The following is a 16,377-nucleotide window of genomic DNA, read 5'->3' on the forward strand; positions in this document are numbered from 1 at the left end:
TTCCGGGTCAGGGCCTGCAGGGTGCGGTGCAGGGTCGTCAGTTCTTCGGGGGACAGGCCCGTTGATTCGAGCATGCGGTGGGGGACATCGGCGGCTCGGTCGCGGAGGGCGGCGCCCTGGGGGGTCAGGTGGACCGAGACCGATCGTTCGTCCTCGCGGCCGCGGCGGCGTTCCACCAGACCGGCGGTCTCCAGGCGCTTGACGAGCGGGGAGAGCGTCCCGGAGTCCAGGCGCAGGTGTTCGCCGAGCTGCTTGACCGTCAGGTCGCCGTGCTCCCAGAGGACCATCATGGTCAGGTATTGCGGATAGGTGAGCCCGAAGTCGCGCAGCTCGATCCGGTAAAGGGCGTCGAAGGCCCGTGAAGCGGCGTGCAGTGCGAAGCAGACCTGCGCGTCCAGCGTCAGGAGGTCGTTGTCGGCCGTCCCCGTCATCCCTCCATCCTACGTTCGGGCGTCGGAGTGGGCGGTGCTCCCCGGGCGGGCGGGGAGCACCGCCCGGAGGTCAGTCCGAGTGGATCGCGTCGATGCGGTTCTGGCGGGCGTCCGCCGGGAGGAGGTAGCCCTGCTTCAGGTTGCGGGCGTCGGCCTTCACGACGGCCGCGAGGTACCGGCCGCGGGACGGGTACAGCTCGTCGAGCCGGGCCTGGTCGAACGGCACGTGGGTGCCGAAGAGGAAGCAGAAGGTCTCGCCGGAGTTGTCACCCGTGTTGAGCGCCGTGGGCGCCTCCACCTGGGAGAGCCTGATGCCGCCCTTGGCCAGGCCCAGGTCGTCGCGGGCCTTGGTGCCGTCCGGGTTGAACTGGAGCGGCGGCGCGGACGGCGGTGTGCGTCCCTTCGTCCACCGGACGAGGTGGTCGTAGGACGTGGCGATCACGTGGTGCAGGGGCACGCGGCTGAACGGCGGGGCGTCGCACTGGTAGGTGGGCGCCTCGCCGAGATCGCGGGTCAGGATCGGGCGGCGGTACTCCTGGCCGTGCCAGCCGGAGTGGGCGCTTCCCGCGACCTCCCAGCGGCGGAACGTGTCGGTGTCCGGGGGACGGACGGGTGAGCGGACGTCGGTCTCCGACAGCACGTGGAAGATCGGCTCGGGGCCGCGCCGGGCCGGGGCGGGGCCGACGACGAAGGCGTAGCCGTCGAAGACCTTCTCGCTCTGCGGAAGGACGGCGTCGTAGTAGGTCGTCATCCGGAACGCCGACTGCGAGGCGCCGACGCCGAGGACCGTGCGGGTCCGGAGCCCGCCGAGCGGCGAGGATTCGCGCAGGGTGTCGGCGACCTGCGCGTAGATGTCGTACGACAGCTCGTCGTCGGTGAACCGGCCGCCGCCGGTGACGTCCAGGTCGCCGTACCGGGCGGGGCTCCAGCGGGTCAGGTGCTCCACGCCGACCCGCTGCGCGGAGATGCCCGCCCAGGCGTACCCGTCGCGGGTGATCTGGTCGGTGCTCCACAGGGCGTCGAGGTCGTACCCGGCCGTGACGTTCTGCCATTCGGCGATGACCGTGCCGTTGTACCGGTGGGGTCTGGCGGGCTTCCGCACGATGACGCGGGTCTTGTACGGGACGCCCGTCGCGAGCCGCTCCCCGGTGGCGCTGTACGCGCTGGCCTCGCCGGAGACGAAGAACTCCTGCTCGACGTATCCGAGCGAGGCCAGGTCGGCGTTCGTGGCCATCCACGGGTAGGTGTCGGCGACGTCCGGTGCCGACGGGTCCCCGGGCGGCGCGCCCGGGACCGGCCCTTCCACGGTGGTGCCGGGTGCGCCTCGCGCGTGGGCGGTGCCCGGTGCGATGACGAGTCCGGCGGTGACCAGCGAGGCGGCCAGGAGCCGGGTGAGCGGTGACAACTGCACGGCGTCCCCTCCACGGGCGGTGACGGAATCAGCCCATGGTTTCCGCGCTCCCGGACGGCCGCATCGGCGAAATCACCGGCCGCCCGCCCCGTCAGGACGGGCGCACCAGCATGAGGGCGGTGGCCTCCACGACGGGGTCGCCCGCGCCGTCGACCGCCACCCAGCGGTAGTGCTGGATGATCTTGCCGCTGCCCGTCTCGCTGGACTCGCCCGGCGTCAGCTCGACGTGCAGCGTCGTGCCCGCCTTGACCATCTTCCGGAAGCGCACCTCGCGCAGCTCGATCAGCGCGATGGCGTGGTCGAGCAGCCCCGACTGCTCCACCAGCCCGCCCATCAGCAGGAGGATGCCCTGCCCCGGCATGGGCGCGCGGGCGCCCTCGGCCCACTCGCGGGGGCCGGGGTTGAACAGCGGGTGCGTGTAGCCGCCGAGGCCCACCAGACCGTCGATGAGCGGCTGGGTCACTTCGACCGGCGGCGTGCTCGACGTCCCGCCGGGCACCGGGGCGCTCATCGTGCGTTCCAGACGGGACGGCGCTTCTCCACGTAGGCGCGGTAGCCCTCGTCGGCGTCCGCGACCTCCTCGTGGAAGCGGGTGAACAGCTCGCGTTCGAGGCGCATGCCCTCCTCCAGGGTGACGTCCGGGGCGGCGTTCATGAGCTGCTTGATGAACGCGGTCACCGCGCGGGAGCGGTCGCCGAGCGCGTCGGTGAGGCGGGTGACCTCGTCCGTCAGCTCCGCCGCCGGGACGCTGGACAGCGCGAGGCCCCAGTCCACCATCTGCGGGCCGGTCAGCCAGTGGCCGGCGAGGAGCAGCGCGCGGGCGCGCTGGTCGCCGAGCTTGCGCGGGGCGCGGATCGACGCGCCCCCGCCCGGCACGACGCCGAAGCTGCTGTGCGTGTCGCCCACCTTGGCGTCGTCGGCGGCGATGACGAAGTCGCAGGCCAGCAGCAGCTCGAAGCCGCCCGCGCGGGCCAGGCCGTTGATCGCGGCGACGCTCGGCAGCGGGCTCGCCTCCAGCCGGTCGAGGAACGCGTGCAGGCGGCGGATGAACGGCAGGAACACCCCGGGCGGGTCGGCGAAGCACTCGCCGAGGAAGCCGATGTCCATCCCGACGCAGAACGCCCGGCCCGTCCCGGTGATCACCAGGGAGGACAGCGAGTCGTCGCGCTCGGCGGCGTCGAGGGCGGCCTCCAGCCCGTCCAGGGTCTGCGGGGACAGGCTGTTCATCCGCTCGGGGCTGTTGAGCGTGATGGTCATGACCGAACCGGTCACCGTGGTGTCGACCTGGGTCATCGGCCCTCCTTTGTGGTGGTGCGCTCCCGGACGAACTCCAGCAGCGCTGAGGCGTAGCGGTCCGGGGAGCGCAGGTGCGGCTGGCCGGGCAGTCCGGGCAGGACGGTGAGCCGGGCGTCGCGTGCCAGCTCCATCGCGAGCGCGTCCTTGGCGGCGAGCATGTCGAACTCGGCGTCGAGCAGCAGGACCGGCACGTCCGCCGCCGCGAGCGCGTCGGACGGGTCGTACCGGAACGCCGCGCGGTAGCCCCACTCGTAGCGGCCGGCGACGCGCATCAGCTCCGTCACGGCCAGGTGCAGCATGTCCGGCGGGACGTCGGCGCCCCAGATGCGCAGGTAGCGCTCGACGGCCCAGGCGAACTGGGAGCCCGTGCCGTCGACCGGTGCGGGGGGCGTCCAGTTCGCGAGGAAGTCGGCGCGTTCGTCCGCGTCGAACAGCGGGACGCCGCTCAGCACCAGCCCGGCGGCGGGCAGGTGCGCGGCGGTCGCGATCGCGAGGGAGGCGCCGGTGTGGACGCCGCCGAGAACGGGACGCGCCATCCCGATCCCGGCGGCCGCCTGCGCGAGCATCCCCGCGTAGTCGGGGATCTCGAAATCCGGTCCCGGGGGCGGGTCGGACGCGCCGTAGCCGGGCGTGTCGAACGCCACGGCCCGCGCGGACCGGCCGAGCAGCGGAAGCACCCGCTCGTAGACCCGGGAGGAGAGGGGCGACTCGTGGAACAGCGCGATCCACGGGCCGGAGTCGCCGTTGATCAGGTAGTGGACCCGGCCCCAGTCCGTGTCGGCGTAGCCGCCTTTCGTTCGCGGGGAGGCGGTCGTCACGCGGCGCTCACCTTGACCAGGAGCCGCGCCCCCTCGCCGGTCGCGATCGACGGGCCGTCGAGCCCCGCCGGGACGGCGATGAGCGAGCAGGGCTCCAGCGCGGCGCCGTCGGCGGTGACGGTCCCCTCCGTCAGGATGAGGAACCGCTCGTGCGGGGCGGCCGGGACGGGCCGCGCCCATCCGGCGGGCAGGTCGACGAGGACCGAGGCGCCGGCCGCGGTCGCGTTGCTGCTCAGCACCTTGGACCGCAGCCCGGGGACGCCGGGCTCGGCGAGCCGCGTCACGGTGTCGTCGTGGTCGCGCCACACCATGAACCGGCCCTCCCTGCGGCGGACGTAGCCGCGCGGGCCGATCGGGTCGCCCGTGCCGGGGCGGGCGTGGCGGCCCGCCTCCTCGTCGGGGCGCACGACCCGGGAGACGCGGTCGCTCCCGTCGGGCGCCGACTCGCCCTCCATCATCAGCAGGCACTCGAAGCCGGTGTCGGACGAGGCCGAGTGGACCCAGCCGGGCGGACGCCAGAAGTAGTCGCCCGCCTCGAAGTCGCCCTCGGCGGTGAGCGTCACCCGCCCGCCGAGGAACAGGGCCTCCTCCACGCTGTCGTGGTACGCCTCGGACAGGTCGCGGTAGCCGGGGTCGGTCCGGACGTGGTCGATGCGGCGGGACGTCGCGGGGTCGTTCCACAGCGCCCGCATCCAGTACTTGGCCAGCAGCTCGCCGACGCGGTCCGGGTCCCCGAGGTTCTCCCGGAACGCCGGCTCCATCGAGTCGTACGCCTCCCGCCCGTTCACCCACGGCAGCGCGGCACCGTCGACGATCACGACCTCACCCGACACGTGGACCCCTCTCCGGCGCGAATACATCAGACATAAAGATAGCCTGCTGTCATGAGGTACTGTCAAAGAGCATGTACCTGGTCGTAGTCGCTTGACACGCGGTTAGCGATACATCAGATTTATGGCCACGCGGGGAGGGGGGAGCGTGCTCGGGACGAAGCCGTTCGAGGAGACCCAGGAGCGCGGCGACCTGCGCGACATGGTCGCGGCGCTGCTGGCCCGGGAGCTGCCCCCGGACCGCGCGCTCGCCCTCGACCGCGAGGGCCTGTTCGCCGCCGACGCGTGGACGGCGCTGGGCAAGGCGGGTCTGCTCGGCCTCGGCGGGGACGAGTCCGCCGGCGGGACGGGCGGCACCGTCGGCGACGCGGTCGCCGTCACCGAGGAGATCGCCCGCGTCCTGCCCGGCCTCGCCGTCGACTACGTGACCTGCGGCATGGCCATGCGGATGCTCGGCGACGGAACCGGCACGGTCGGCAGCCCGGCCACGGCCGCGTGGCTGCCCGCGATCGCGTCCGGCGAGATGATCTGCTCGTTCGGGATGAGCGAGCCCGACGTCGGCACCGACCTGCTGAACCTCCGCACGTCCGCCCGCGTCGAGGACGGCCGCTGGGTGGTCAAGGGCCAGAAGCTCTGGATCTCCCTCGCCCACAAGGCCGAGGTCGCGTTCGTGCTGTGCCGCACCGACCCGCCCGAGGCCGGGCGCCGGTCCCGCGGCCTCAGCGTGATCGCGGTGCCGCTCGACCAGCCGGGCGTCACCGTCAACCGCGTCCACCTGGCTGGGATGCGCGCCGCCGGGACCTGCGAGATCTACTTCGACGACGCGACCGCGCCGCTCGACCACCTCGTCGGCGAGCGGGGCCGCGGCCTGGCGCTGCTCGCCCAGACCCTCGACGTGGAGCGCGTCCTCGCCGCCGGCATCAGCCTCGGCATCGGCCGCGCCGCCCTGGACCTGCACCTCGCGCACCTGCGCGAGCGCGAGGCGTTCGGCGGGCCCATCGGCCGCTTCCAGGCCCTCCAGCACGCCGCCGCCGACTCGCTCGCCGACCTGTCGGCGTCCCGGGCGCTGGTCGCCACCTCCGTCCGCGCCATCGAGGACGGCCGCCCGGCGACGGCGCTCACCGCGATGGCCAAACTCGTCGCCGGCGAGTCGACGGCCCGGATCGTCGACCGCGGGATGCGCGCGATGGCCGCGCACGGCCTCGCCGAGGAGTCGGCGATGCAGATGTACTTCCGGGACGCCCGGCTGCAGCTGTTCAGTCCCGTGAGCAACGACATGATCCGCAACATCCTCGGCGAGTCGCTCGGGCTCCCGAGAAGCTACTGAGTCGGGAGGGTTTCCGGTGGAGATCAAGAAAGAGAACACCGCGCTGCTGGTCGTCGACATGCAGAACAGCTTCACCGAGCCCAAGGGCTCCATGGCCGCGGTCGGGCTGCCGTACGAGGAGCTCCTCCCCGCGGTCGCGGGGTGCCGCACGCTGATCGACGCCGCGCACACCGCCGACGTCCCGGTGATCTACACCCGGTACGTCTTCCAGCCCGACTACGCGGACGGCGGCCTGGTGCCCGACCACATCGTCCCGGCGCTCAAGGAGAACCGCGGCCTCGCCGCGGGCAGCTGGGACGCGGAGATCTGCGACGAGCTGGCACCGGCCGAGGGCGACATCGTCATCGACAAGTCGCGGCCCAGCGCGTTCTACGGCACCCGCCTGGAGCCGGTCCTCACCGGCCTCGGCGTCCGGTCGCTGGTCATCTGCGGCGTGACCACGAACATCTGCGTCGAGACGACCGCGCGGGACGCGGGCCAGCGCGACTACTTCACCCACGTGATCAGCGACGCGACCGCCGAGTTCGACAAGGCGCGGCACGAGTACGCGCTGAACGGGATCGGGTTCATCTTCGGCTGGGTCAACACGATCGACGACGTCCTGCGCGCCTGGGCCTGAAGTCCCACCGGCTACCCGCGGCGTGCCGCCCGCTTTTCCTCAGCAGCCGAGCGGACGGCGCGCCGCGGGTCCCTCTCTCGTCGACTTGCGGCGTGTTGCCCTTATGGAGCGCTCCATAAGGGCAACACGCCGCAAGTCAACGCAGTGCGTCCGCGTGTCACAATCCGCGGGGGCGCGCCGTCTTCTTGGTGTCAGCTACGAACTGTAAGGAGACACCATGGAAGCGCGCCTGAACGTCATGGGCAGCACCGTCGCGGCCGGCTACCTGAAGCACATCATCTCCGCGAACAAGGCCATCGCGGGCTCGACGCTGCCCGGCGCGACGCAGGAGCTGGTGAAGATTCGCGCCAGCCAGATCAACGGCTGCGGCTTCTGCACCGACATGCACACCAAGGACGCCGCGCACGCCGGGGAGACCCAGCAGCGGCTGAACCTCGTGGCGGCGTGGCGGGAGGCGACGGTCTTCACCGAGGCCGAGCGGGCCGCGCTGGAACTCGCCGAGCAGGGCACCCGCATCGCCGACGCGGCGGGCGGCGTCCCCGACGACGTCTGGGCGAACGCGGCCAAGCACTACGACGACGAGCAGCTCATCGCCCTGGTGGCGCTGATCGCCCTGATCAACACCTTCAACCGGCTGAACGTCATGGTGCGGCAGCCCGCCGGCGACTACGAGCCCGGCCTGTTCGGCTGACCGATCAGGGACGGCGGCCGCCATCCGGAGGCTGGTCAGCGGGCGAGGGACGCGATCAGCGCGCGGGTGGCGGCCCGCTCGTCGGGGGTGCCGAAAATCTTGGCGGCGAACGTGGTCGCGCCGAGGCCGGCGAATGACCGGATCCGCTCGGCTACCGTGTCGGCGTCGCCGATCAGCGCCATCCCGCCCGGCGTCGCGCAGCCCTCGCGGTCGAGCATCGCGCGGTAGGACGGCAGCGTGCCGTACCACTCCAGCTCGGCCTCGGCGCGGGCCAGGGCGGCGGGGGCGTCGCCGGTCACGCAGACCGGCAGCGCGACGATGACCTCGGGGGCGGGGCGGCCGGCCTTGGCGGCGGCCTCCCCGATCGCTGGCACCGTGAGTTCCCGGAGGGTGCGCGGGCCGACCATCCAGGTGATCGTGCCGTCGGCGAGGGTGCCGGTGATCTCCAGCATCTTCGGGCCGAGCGCGGCGACCAGGACGGGCGGCACCGGGGCGCCCGGTATGTCCAGGTTGCCGCGTGCGGTGAGCACCTCGCCCCTGAACCGGACGCGCTGGGTCAGCGCACCGGTCAGCGCCTCCAGGTACTCGCGCATGTAGCGGGCCGGACGGTCGTACGACATGCCCCAGCACGGCTCGACCACGGAGGGGTGGGACGGCCCGATGCCGAGCGCGAGCCGTCCGTCCACGAGCAGGTTGGTGGTGAGCGCCTGCTGGGCGAGGGCCATCGGGTGCCGCGGGTAGACGGGGACGACGGCCGTCCCGACCCGCAGGCCCGGCAGGTCGCGGGCGACGGCGCCGAGCACGGTGAGCGTGTCGGTTCCGAACGCCTGCGTCAGCCAGTAACTGTCGATGCCGTCCGCCTCGGCGGCGCGCAGGTCGCCGGCGGTCTTCCCGATGTCGTCGACCTGGTCGAAAATGCCGATCTTCACGAACCGGCCCCGGACCGGAACGCGGTCAGGTCGCGGCCGGACGCCCGCATGAGGAGCGCGAGCCCGAGCGCCTCGGCGCGGGCGCGCTGGTCCTCGACGGCCGTCCAGATCGTCTCCAGGCTGCCCGCGAGAATCTCGGGCGGGTGCTGGGCCATGACGTGCGCGATCTCCAGGGCGCGCGGCACGAGCTCTTCCAGCGGGACGACCTCGGTGACCAGGCCCAGTTCGCGGGCCCGTTCGGCGCCCAGCCGGTAGGCGCGGCCGCTGGCGACCATGCGCGTCACCTCGGTGAGCGGCAGGCGGCTGAGCAGGCCGACGGCCTCGACCGGGTTGGACAGGCCCACGTCGACGTGGGTGTCGAAGAACGTCGCGTTCTCCGAGCAGAGGATCACGTCGGCGTCGTTGACGAAGTGCCAGCCGCCGGCGCAGCAGTGCCCGTTGACCGCGACGACGATCGGCTTGAAGACGCGCAGGTCGCGGGACGTGAGCGCGACCCGGCCGTCCTCGTCCAGGGACGGGCTGGCCACGCCGCTGTCGAGGGTGTCGTCCACGTCGAGGCCGGTGGAGAAGCTGCGGTCGCCCGCACCGGTCAGCACCGCGACGCGCAACTCGTCGTCATCGCGGAACGTTCGCCAGGTCTCCCGCAGCTCCCGCACCATGCGCCCGTCGTAGGCGTTGAGCACCTCGGGCCGGTTCATCGTGACGAGCAGGACGTGCCCGTCCCGGGTGACGTCGAGGGTCTTCACGCGTCCTCCGGGATCGGCTTGAGCAGGTAGCCGCGGTGCATGGTGAGCACGGCCGTGCCGTCCTGCTTGCGGACGACGTCGCGCACCCGGCCCACGAACCCCGACCCGCCCGGCGTGGGCTCCAGCGTGTGGACCTCGATGTCCACGGTGATCGTGTCGTTCTCGAACACCGGGGCCTCGTAGCGGACCTCGTCGATGCCGAGGGCCGCGTGGCAGTCCAGGCCCGCCGCCGCCCAGCTCGCGTACATCGTGGGCGAGCTCAGCCCGGCCGCGATGGCGAGCAGGCAGGGGCCGCCGAGGATGCGGCGGCCGAACCCGGTCCCGGCCATGTACTCGTCGTCGGTGTGCAGCGGGCCGTTCTCCCACGTCGCGTTGATGATCGCGGCGAAGTCGCCGGAGGTGAGGGTGCGGCCCGGGGTGCGCAGCGTCGCGCCGGCGGCGAACGCCGCCGGCAGGACGGGCTTGAGCCGCGGCGTCACGTCGGTCATGGGGCTCACGCTCCGTAGGTGTCGCGGATGACCCGCTTGAGGATCTTGCCGTTGGCGTTCTTCGGCAGCTCGTCCACGGCCTTCCACACCCGCGGGGCCTTGTAGCCCGCGAGCCGCTCGCGGACGGCCGCCTCCATGGCGGCGAAGTCGAGCTCCTCGCCGTCGCGCGGCACCACGAACGCGCCGACCGTCTCGCCCCACTTCTCGTCGGGCAGGCCGACGACCGCGACCTCGGCGACGCCGTCGCAGTGGTGCAGGACGCCCTCGATCTCGCGCGGGTAGATGTTCGCCGCACCCGAGATGATCATGTCCTTCTTGCGGTCGACGATGGTGATGAAGCCCTCCTCGTCGCGGACGGCGATGTCGCCCGAGGACAGGTAGCCGTCCGGCCGGATCGCCTCGGCGGTGGCCTCGGGGTCGTCCAGGTAGCCGAGCATGTTGAACGGCGAGTACCCGAACAGCTCGCCCGACTCGCCGGGCCCGACCTCCTGGCCGTCCTCGTCCAGCAGCTTCACGTGGGTCATCCACCACGGGTGCCCGACCGAACCGGCCTTGCGGAGCGCGTTGTCCGGCCGCAGGTCCGTCACGATGCCCGCCTCGGTGGAGCCGTACACCTCGTGGACGCCGACGCCCGGGAACGCGTCGATCACCCATTCCTTCAGCGGCACCGGCAGCGCGGCGGCGTTGAAGTACAGGGTCTCCAGGCTGGACAGGTCCCACTTGCGCGGGGCCTGCTCCATGACGTCGCGCAGCATCAGCGCGTGCGTCGGCACCAGGAAGATCGTCTGGAGCCGGTCGCGCTCGATCATGTCGAGCAGCCGCTCCGGATCCCAGCGGCTCAGCATGGACGTCTGCCCGCCCATGAACGGCCCCGCGTAGGCGAAGCAGAACCCGGCGCCGAGCGCCATCGGCGCGACGGCCGCGGTCCGCCGGCCGGGGCGGACGCCGAAGTCGATGGCGCAGCCGAACATGGTGAGCACCCGCGACCGGTGGGTGAGCAGCGCGCCCTTCGGCTGGCCCGTCGTCCCGGACGTGTACTGCACGCAGAACGGGTCGTTCTCGCTGACCTCGACCCGCGGGTCGACGGCCGGCGCTCCCGCGAGGGCCTTCTCGTAGGGGCGGCCCCAGTCCTCGGAGCCGAGGGCGAGGGAGAGCGCGAGGTCCTCGGCGACGCCGGGCACGTTGTCCTGGAAGGCCACGTCCGCGATGAGGCCGGTCGCGCCGGACCGCTCGATCAGCGAGCCGTGCTCGGCGGCGGTGCCGCGCGGGTTCAGCGGGACCATCGCGACCCCGGCCTTCGCGGCGCCCGCCGCGACCTCCACGTACTCCAGCTGGTTGCCGAGCAGGACGGCGACGCGGTCGCCGGCGGTGAAGCCGGCGTCCATGAGCAGGCCGGCGACACGGTTGCTGCGGTCGTCCAGTTCGGCGAACGTCAGCCGCCGGTCCCCGTCGATGAGCGCGTTGGCACGCGGCGTGCTGTGCGCGAACTCGCGGATCCCGCTGGCGATGTTCATCTGTGCCATGGCTGCCCGCCTCTTTCCCTTGCCGCTTGCGGTGACAAGTGTCGTCTGATCTATCTCTCGACCATTGCTTGACCGGCTCGTCCTGCTCGGTACCCGTCCTTGCAGGTTACGACAGTTATATGTCTGATTTATTTCGGTGTGATGATCGGGCCGAGACCGGACGTGGCCAGCGTGCGCCGCGCCAGCCGGATCACCGCCGCGTCGATCAGCCGGCCGGCGTCGTCCAGCACGACGCCCGAGCCGGCCGCGGCGGCCGCCTCGTACCGGGCCACGACGTCCTCCGCCCGCGCGACCTGCTCCGCCGACGGCGTGAACACCTCGTGCACGACCGGCAGCTGCGCGGGGTGGATGCACGCCCGCCCCACGAAGCCCTGCCGCCGGACCCGCTCGGTGGACTCCGCGAGCGCCGCCGGGTCGGCGGTGATCCGCGACACCGGGCCGACCGGCGGCGGGAGCCCGGCGGCGGAGCTGGCCATGACGGTCATGCCCCGCGCGAACGCCAGCTCCGCCTCGTCCGGGCCCGGGTCGAGCCCCGCGTCGGCGGCCAGGTCCACCTCGCCGATCTGGAGCCGGTGGACCCTGGGCGCCCGGGCGATGTCCCGGACGTCCAGGATCGCCCCCGCCGTCTCCAGCAACGGCATCAGCAGCGTCGTGACGTCCCCGAGGTCGGCCAGCAGCCCGGCGACGGCCGCGACCGCCGCGGCGTCGTCGGCCTTGGCGAGCACGAGCCCGGTCAGCGCGGGCAGCCCCGCGAGGGCCCGCACGTCGTCGTGCCCCGCCGCGCCGCCGTTGATCCGCACCCACAGCTCGCCGCCGCCGTCCGCGGCCCCCGACGCCAGCCAGCCGGCGACCGCGCGGCGCGCCGCGTCCTTGCCGGCCGGCGGGACCGCGTCCTCCAGGTCGATGATCAGCGCGTCCGCGCCGCGGCCGAGCGCCTTGCCGAGCTTGTCCGGGGCGTTGCCCGGCACGTACAGGTAGCTGCGGGGCAGCCGGCCGGGGCCCGGGAAGGCGGAGGTCATCGCACGACCGTTTCGCCGCGCAGCAGGGACTTGGCCACCACCGTCCGCAGGACGTCGTTGGTGCCCTCCCCGATGCTCATCAGGATCGCGTCGCGGTAGAGCCGCTCCACCTCGTACTCGGTGGAGTAGCCGTAGCCGCCGTGGACCTTCATCGCCTCGATGGACGCCTGCAGCGCGACCTCCGAGCAGAAGATCTTCGCCATGCCGGTCTGCCCGTCGGCGCGGCCCCGGCGGACCGCGTCCGCCGCGAAGTAGGCCATCAGCCGGGCGGCCTGGAGCTGGGTCGCGACGCTCGCGAGCTGGAGCTGCACGGCCTGGAACTCGCCGATGGCCTGCCCGAACGCCTTGCGCTGCCCCGCGTAGGCGAGGGCCTCGTCGTGGGCGCGCTGGGCGATGCCGACCGAGCGGGCGGCGATGTTGACCCGCCCCCACTCCAGCGCGGACAGCGCGTGCTGCATGCCCTTGCCCTCGACGCCGCCGAGCAGGTTCTCCTTCGGCACCCGCACGTTGTCGAGGACGATCTCGCAGGACTCCGTGCCCTTGTAGCCGAGCTTCGGGATGTCCTTGGTGATCTGGTAGCCCTCGGTGCCGGCCTCCACGAGCAGGATGCTCATGCCCTTGTGCGCGGGGGACGCCGACGGGTCGGTCTTCACCAGCACCGGCAGCGGGTCCGCGTACCGCGCATTGGTGATCCACATCTTCGCCCCGTTGACGACGTAGTGGTCGCCCTCAAGGCGGGCCGTGGTGCGGATGCCCTGCAGGTCGGTGCCGGCGTCCGGCTCGGTGAGGCCGATGCCGGTGCGCCGCTTGCCGGTGGCGAGGTCCGGGAGGTACTTGCGCTTCTGCTCGTCGGTGCCGCGCATCGCGATCATGCGGCAGGCCAGCGAGTGGCTGCCGAGGATGCCGGCGATGCCCATCCAGCCGCGCGCGATCTCCTCGAAGACCAGCGCGAACGAGACGGGGTCGAGGTCGAGGCCGCCGTACTCCTCCGGGACCGTGATCCCGAACAGCCCCATGTCGGCCATGCCCTTGACGATCTCGGTGGGGTAGCGGCCGGACTGCTCCCAGTCGCGCGCCACCGGGATGATCTCGTTGTCGACGAAGTCGCGCAGGACGGCGCGGAACTCGCGCTGGTCCTCGTTGAGCTGGAAATCCACTAGTTGCCTTCCTTGGTCTCAGGGGACGGCGCGGTCGCAGGGGACGGCGCCGCGCCCGGGACGAACACCGGCAGGGCGCGCCCGTCGTCGAGGTCGGCCCAGGCGACCCGGACCGGGTCGCCGATGCGCCATTCGCCGGGTTCCCGGTCCTGGAGCCGGGTGAGGAGGACGACCCCCTCGTCCAGCCGGACCCGGGCGATCACATACGGGACGGCGAGGTCCGGGCGCGGTGCGCGGTGCACGACCGTGCAGGCGTCCACGACGCCCGTGCCGGCGGCGTCGGCCCAGCCGAGTTCGGCCGACCCGCAGCGGATGCAGAGCGCGCGCGGCGGGTGCTGCGCGGCGGGCTGGTCGCCGCCGGCGCAGCTCGGGCAGGTCTGCAGGACGAGGCGGTGCTCCCGCGTCGCGTCCCACCAGGGGCCCGTGATCTCGTCGGGCGCCGGGACGTCGGGCTTGAATCCGTCGGGCTTCGTTCCGTCGAGGCCGGTCATCCGTCCACCCCCAGCACGACCGTGGCGTGCGTCGAGAGGATCCCGCCGGTGCCGTGCGCGACGGCGAGCCGCGCGCCGGGGACCTGCCGGTCGCCCGCCTCGCCGCGGAGCTGCCGCACCGCCTCGACCAGCAGCAGGATCCCGAACTGGCCCGGGTGGCAGTAGGACAGGCCGCCGCCCGAGGTGTTGAGCGGGAAGTCGCCGCCCGGCCTGATCCGGCCGCCGGCGATCCGGTCGAGCGCCTCGCCCTCCCCGCAGAAGCCGAGCCCCTCCAGCGTCAGCGCGACCGTGATCGTGAACGAGTCGTACACCTGCACGACGTCGATGTCCGCCGGGGTGACGCCGGCGCGGGCGAACGCGTCCGCGCCCGACCCGGCCGCCCCCGTGACGGTCAGGTCGGGTACCGCGGTCATCGAGGTGTTGGTCGTCCGCTCGCCGTAGCCGAGCACCTCGACGGGCGTGCGGCGCAGGTCGCGGGCGCGCTCCAGCGAGGTGAGGACGACCGCGCCGCCGCCGTCGGTGACGAGGCAGGAGTCCAGCGCGGTCAGCGGGCTGGAGATCATCGGCGCGCCGAGTACGTCGGCCGCGGTGAGCGGGCCCTTGCCGTAGCGGAACGCGGCCGGGTTCAGCAGCGCCCACTCCCGCGCGGCGACCGCGATCTCCGCGAGCTGCTCGCGCGTCTTGCCGTACTTGTGCAGGTACTGCTGCGCGGCCATCGCGTAGTACGACAGCGGGAACAGCGGTCCGTACGGCGTCTCGAACTGCGCCTCGGGCGTGTGGTCCTCGACCACGCCGCCGAGCGAGCGGGACCGCGCCGACCGCTGGTTGGACGCGAAGGTGATCACGACGGTCTCGGCCTGCCCCGCCTGGATCGCCTGGGCGGCGCGGGCGACGAACATCTCGTACACCGAGCCGCCCGCGTACGTCGAGTCCGTCCAGCGCGGCTCGATGCCGAAGTAGTCGGCGAGCTGGGTCGCCGAGAACCGGGCGACGCCGGTCGTGGCGATGCCGTCGACGTCGCGGAGGGTGAGGCCCGCGTCGGCCAGCGCCCGGGAGACCGCCTGCGCCTGGAGTCCGAGGATCGACCGGTTCGTCACGCCGAGGTCGCACTCGGCGGCACCGACGATCGCGACGCCGGTGCTCATGGGGCCCCCTTCCCGCCCGGCCCGTCGGCCGTGCCGAGCAGGACCCGGGCGCGCGCCGGGGCGACGGCGACGCGGTCGGCCTCGCCGCCGTCGCCCACGACGACGACCCGCAGGTCGAGGTCGAGCCAGCCGTCGCCGGCCTCGGCGACCGTGCCCTCGCACCGGACGGTCTCCTCCGCGAACACCAGCGCCTTGAAGCTGAAGTCCAGCGTCCGGACGAAGCAGCGCGGGCCGAGCCAGTCCTGGATCTGCTCGACGAGGAGGGCGCCGAACACCTGGCCGTCCACGACGACGCCGGGCAGCTTGGACGCCTTGATGAAGTCCAGGTCGTAGTGCAGCCGGTACCAGTCCCAGGTGGCCCCCGCGTAGGCGATCATCTCCGGGAACGTGATCGTGCGCTCCAGCGGGGGGACGGTGTCCCCGGCCCGGTGCGCCTCGGTCGCGGCGGTCATGCCCCGGCCTCCAGCGATACGTAGATGATGGTCTCCTCGTTCTCCGCGAGCAGGTCCCCGTCCTGCTGCGTGTACGTCGCGCGCGAGGTGATGATCAGCATGTCCGCGCCGGCCCGGTTCTTCTTGCCGGCCACGTCGGTGATCTCCCAGGTGGCGGTGACGACGTCGGTCGGGAGGATCCGGCGGTGGAACGTGTAGCGGTTGCCGCCGCGCACCTGCCGGGTGCCGGGGAGCCGGATGCCCCACTGGTGGCCCGCGTGGCCGTCCGGGTCGATCGGCAGGTTCGCGTACTGGTTCGTCTCGCAGATCAGCGTCGGCGGCGCGGTCACGTCGGCCAGGCCCTGCGCCCGCGCGTACTCCGGGTCGGAGTACAGCGGGTTGTGGTCGCCGATCGCCAGGCCGAAGTAGCGGCCCGCCGCGGCGCCGAACGGCTCGGGCGCGGTGTAGACCTTCTTCCGGCCGACCAGCGCGCGCATCTCGTCGGTGAGCAGCGTCATGACGCGTCCTTCACCGTCGGGGCGCCCTCCGGGTACAGCGCGGTCGGGAACACCTCAAGGAGGAACTCCGGCCGCAGCAGCCCCTTGCAGATCGCCCCGGTCGACGCGGGCCAGGGCGGGGACAGCAGCCGCTCCCGGACGGGCGCGACCGCGCGGTACTGCCGCAGCGCCGACTCGACGCAGAACTCGATGGTCGACAGCAGGTCGGCCGGGCCGAGGCCCGCGTACTCCAGCAGGTGCAGGATCGAGCCGTAGGTGACCTCCGCCTGCGCCCCGATGTCGTCCGGGTGCAGCGCCTCCTGCGTCTCCATGTCGAGCGCCGCGAACCCCGACATGAACAGGGTCCGGCCCGCGCGGACGCCCGGCGCGTAGCTCAGCGTGTCGTACCGCGACCAGCCGGGGTTCACGAGTTCGAGCGGGTGCCGGGACGCGGTGACGTCGATCGCGACGAGCGCCTCGGGGTGGTGCAGCCGGCTCATCAGGATGCCGCCCGCCCCCGGGTACACG

The 16,377-nt window shown here is 72.8% G+C and carries 20 protein-coding genes; 3 read left to right on the forward strand and 17 right to left on the reverse strand.

From position 1 onward, the window contains the following. The 6 genes from E1200_RS19925 to E1200_RS33825 form a co-directional block, all read right to left on the reverse strand. On the reverse strand, window positions 1–431 hold a 431-nt coding region (locus E1200_RS19925; protein ID WP_131953558.1), incomplete at its 3' end, for a MarR family transcriptional regulator. 70 nt (window positions 432–501) lie between these two features. Next, complete coding sequence (locus tag E1200_RS19930) at window positions 502–1,842, reverse strand: alpha/beta hydrolase domain-containing protein (protein ID WP_243708704.1); 1,341 nt, start codon at window positions 1,840–1,842, stop codon at window positions 502–504. A gap of 91 nt (window positions 1,843–1,933) precedes the next feature. Further along, entirely contained in the window at window positions 1,934–2,353 is a 420-nt protein-coding gene (locus tag E1200_RS19935) for a MaoC family dehydratase (protein WP_131953559.1), read from the reverse strand. Further along, window positions 2,350–3,135, reverse strand: a complete 786-nt coding sequence (locus E1200_RS19940) for an enoyl-CoA hydratase/isomerase family protein (protein WP_131953560.1) — start codon at window positions 3,133–3,135, stop codon at window positions 2,350–2,352. Before E1200_RS19940 ends, E1200_RS19935 begins: the two co-directional genes overlap by 4 nt. Further along, window positions 3,132–3,956 carry an alpha/beta hydrolase gene (locus E1200_RS19945; RefSeq protein WP_165950382.1) on the reverse strand — a complete coding sequence of 275 codons (825 nt, stop codon included), beginning with the start codon at window positions 3,954–3,956 and terminating at the stop codon, window positions 3,132–3,134. The genes E1200_RS19940 and E1200_RS19945 overlap by 4 nt, the downstream gene beginning before the upstream one ends. Beyond that, window positions 3,953–4,789 carry a hypothetical protein gene (locus E1200_RS33825; protein WP_165950383.1) on the reverse strand — a complete coding sequence of 279 codons (837 nt, stop codon included), beginning with the start codon at window positions 4,787–4,789 and terminating at the stop codon, window positions 3,953–3,955. The genes E1200_RS19945 and E1200_RS33825 overlap by 4 nt, the downstream gene beginning before the upstream one ends. A 145-nt stretch (window positions 4,790–4,934) precedes the next feature. Between E1200_RS33825 and E1200_RS19950 the strand changes: the two genes are divergently transcribed. The 3 genes from E1200_RS19950 (at window position 4,935) to E1200_RS19960 (ending at window position 7,423) form a co-directional block, all read left to right on the forward strand. Next, window positions 4,935–6,113, forward strand: a complete 1,179-nt coding sequence (locus E1200_RS19950) for an acyl-CoA dehydrogenase family protein (RefSeq protein WP_165950384.1) — start codon at window positions 4,935–4,937, stop codon at window positions 6,111–6,113. A gap of 16 nt (window positions 6,114–6,129) precedes the next feature. Beyond that, window positions 6,130–6,732: an isochorismatase family cysteine hydrolase gene (locus E1200_RS19955; RefSeq protein WP_131953563.1), complete on the forward strand. Its 603-nt coding sequence runs from the start codon at window positions 6,130–6,132 to the stop codon at window positions 6,730–6,732. Window positions 6,733–6,949: 217 nt separating this feature from the next. Then, window positions 6,950–7,423 (forward strand): carboxymuconolactone decarboxylase family protein, encoded by a 474-nt coding sequence (locus E1200_RS19960; RefSeq protein WP_131953564.1) that lies wholly within the window; start codon window positions 6,950–6,952, stop codon window positions 7,421–7,423. Between the two features lie 35 nt (window positions 7,424–7,458). Here E1200_RS19960 and E1200_RS19965 read toward each other — a convergent pair whose 3' ends face one another. The 11 genes from E1200_RS19965 to E1200_RS20015 all read right to left on the reverse strand — a co-directional run. Further along, window positions 7,459–8,352, reverse strand: a complete 894-nt coding sequence (locus E1200_RS19965; protein ID WP_131953565.1) for a TIGR03564 family F420-dependent LLM class oxidoreductase — start codon at window positions 8,350–8,352, stop codon at window positions 7,459–7,461. After that, window positions 8,349–9,098: an enoyl-CoA hydratase/isomerase family protein gene (locus E1200_RS19970; RefSeq protein WP_131953566.1), complete on the reverse strand. Its 750-nt coding sequence runs from the start codon at window positions 9,096–9,098 to the stop codon at window positions 8,349–8,351. The genes E1200_RS19965 and E1200_RS19970 overlap by 4 nt, the downstream gene beginning before the upstream one ends. Next, the gene (locus E1200_RS19975) at window positions 9,095–9,586 is read right to left on the reverse strand and encodes a MaoC/PaaZ C-terminal domain-containing protein (protein ID WP_131953567.1); all 492 of its coding nucleotides are present in this window, start codon (window positions 9,584–9,586) and stop codon (window positions 9,095–9,097) included. The genes E1200_RS19970 and E1200_RS19975 overlap by 4 nt, the downstream gene beginning before the upstream one ends. A gap of 5 nt (window positions 9,587–9,591) precedes the next feature. Beyond that, on the reverse strand, window positions 9,592–11,109 hold the full coding sequence (locus tag E1200_RS19980) for an AMP-binding protein (RefSeq protein WP_243708705.1): 1,518 nt from the start codon (window positions 11,107–11,109) through the stop codon (window positions 9,592–9,594). A 128-nt stretch (window positions 11,110–11,237) separates the two neighbouring features. Beyond that, the gene (locus E1200_RS19985) at window positions 11,238–12,128 is read right to left on the reverse strand and encodes a CoA ester lyase (protein ID WP_131953568.1); all 891 of its coding nucleotides are present in this window, start codon (window positions 12,126–12,128) and stop codon (window positions 11,238–11,240) included. Next, a complete protein-coding gene (locus E1200_RS19990) occupies window positions 12,125–13,285 on the reverse strand; it encodes an acyl-CoA dehydrogenase family protein (RefSeq protein ID WP_131953569.1) in 1,161 nt (386 codons plus the stop codon). The genes E1200_RS19985 and E1200_RS19990 overlap by 4 nt, the downstream gene beginning before the upstream one ends. Next, a complete protein-coding gene (locus E1200_RS19995) occupies window positions 13,285–13,776 on the reverse strand; it encodes an OB-fold domain-containing protein (protein WP_131953570.1) in 492 nt (163 codons plus the stop codon). The genes E1200_RS19990 and E1200_RS19995 overlap by 1 nt, the downstream gene beginning before the upstream one ends. Beyond that, window positions 13,773–14,921: an acetyl-CoA acetyltransferase gene (locus E1200_RS20000; RefSeq protein WP_131953571.1), complete on the reverse strand. Its 1,149-nt coding sequence runs from the start codon at window positions 14,919–14,921 to the stop codon at window positions 13,773–13,775. Before E1200_RS20000 ends, E1200_RS19995 begins: the two co-directional genes overlap by 4 nt. Next, window positions 14,918–15,373, reverse strand: coding sequence for a MaoC/PaaZ C-terminal domain-containing protein (locus tag E1200_RS20005; RefSeq protein ID WP_131953572.1), 456 nt, complete (start codon window positions 15,371–15,373; stop codon window positions 14,918–14,920). The genes E1200_RS20000 and E1200_RS20005 overlap by 4 nt, the downstream gene beginning before the upstream one ends. Further along, window positions 15,370–15,870, reverse strand: a complete 501-nt coding sequence (locus E1200_RS20010; RefSeq protein ID WP_131953573.1) for a MaoC family dehydratase N-terminal domain-containing protein — start codon at window positions 15,868–15,870, stop codon at window positions 15,370–15,372. The genes E1200_RS20005 and E1200_RS20010 overlap by 4 nt, the downstream gene beginning before the upstream one ends. Continuing rightward, window positions 15,867–16,377 (reverse strand): Rid family hydrolase (locus E1200_RS20015; RefSeq protein ID WP_131953574.1); only part of this gene is annotated, 511 nt, incomplete at its 5' end. The genes E1200_RS20010 and E1200_RS20015, both read right to left, overlap by 4 nt.

The organism is Actinomadura sp. GC306 (genome assembly GCF_004348665.1).
Classification (GTDB): domain Bacteria; phylum Actinomycetota; class Actinomycetes; order Streptosporangiales; family Streptosporangiaceae; genus Spirillospora.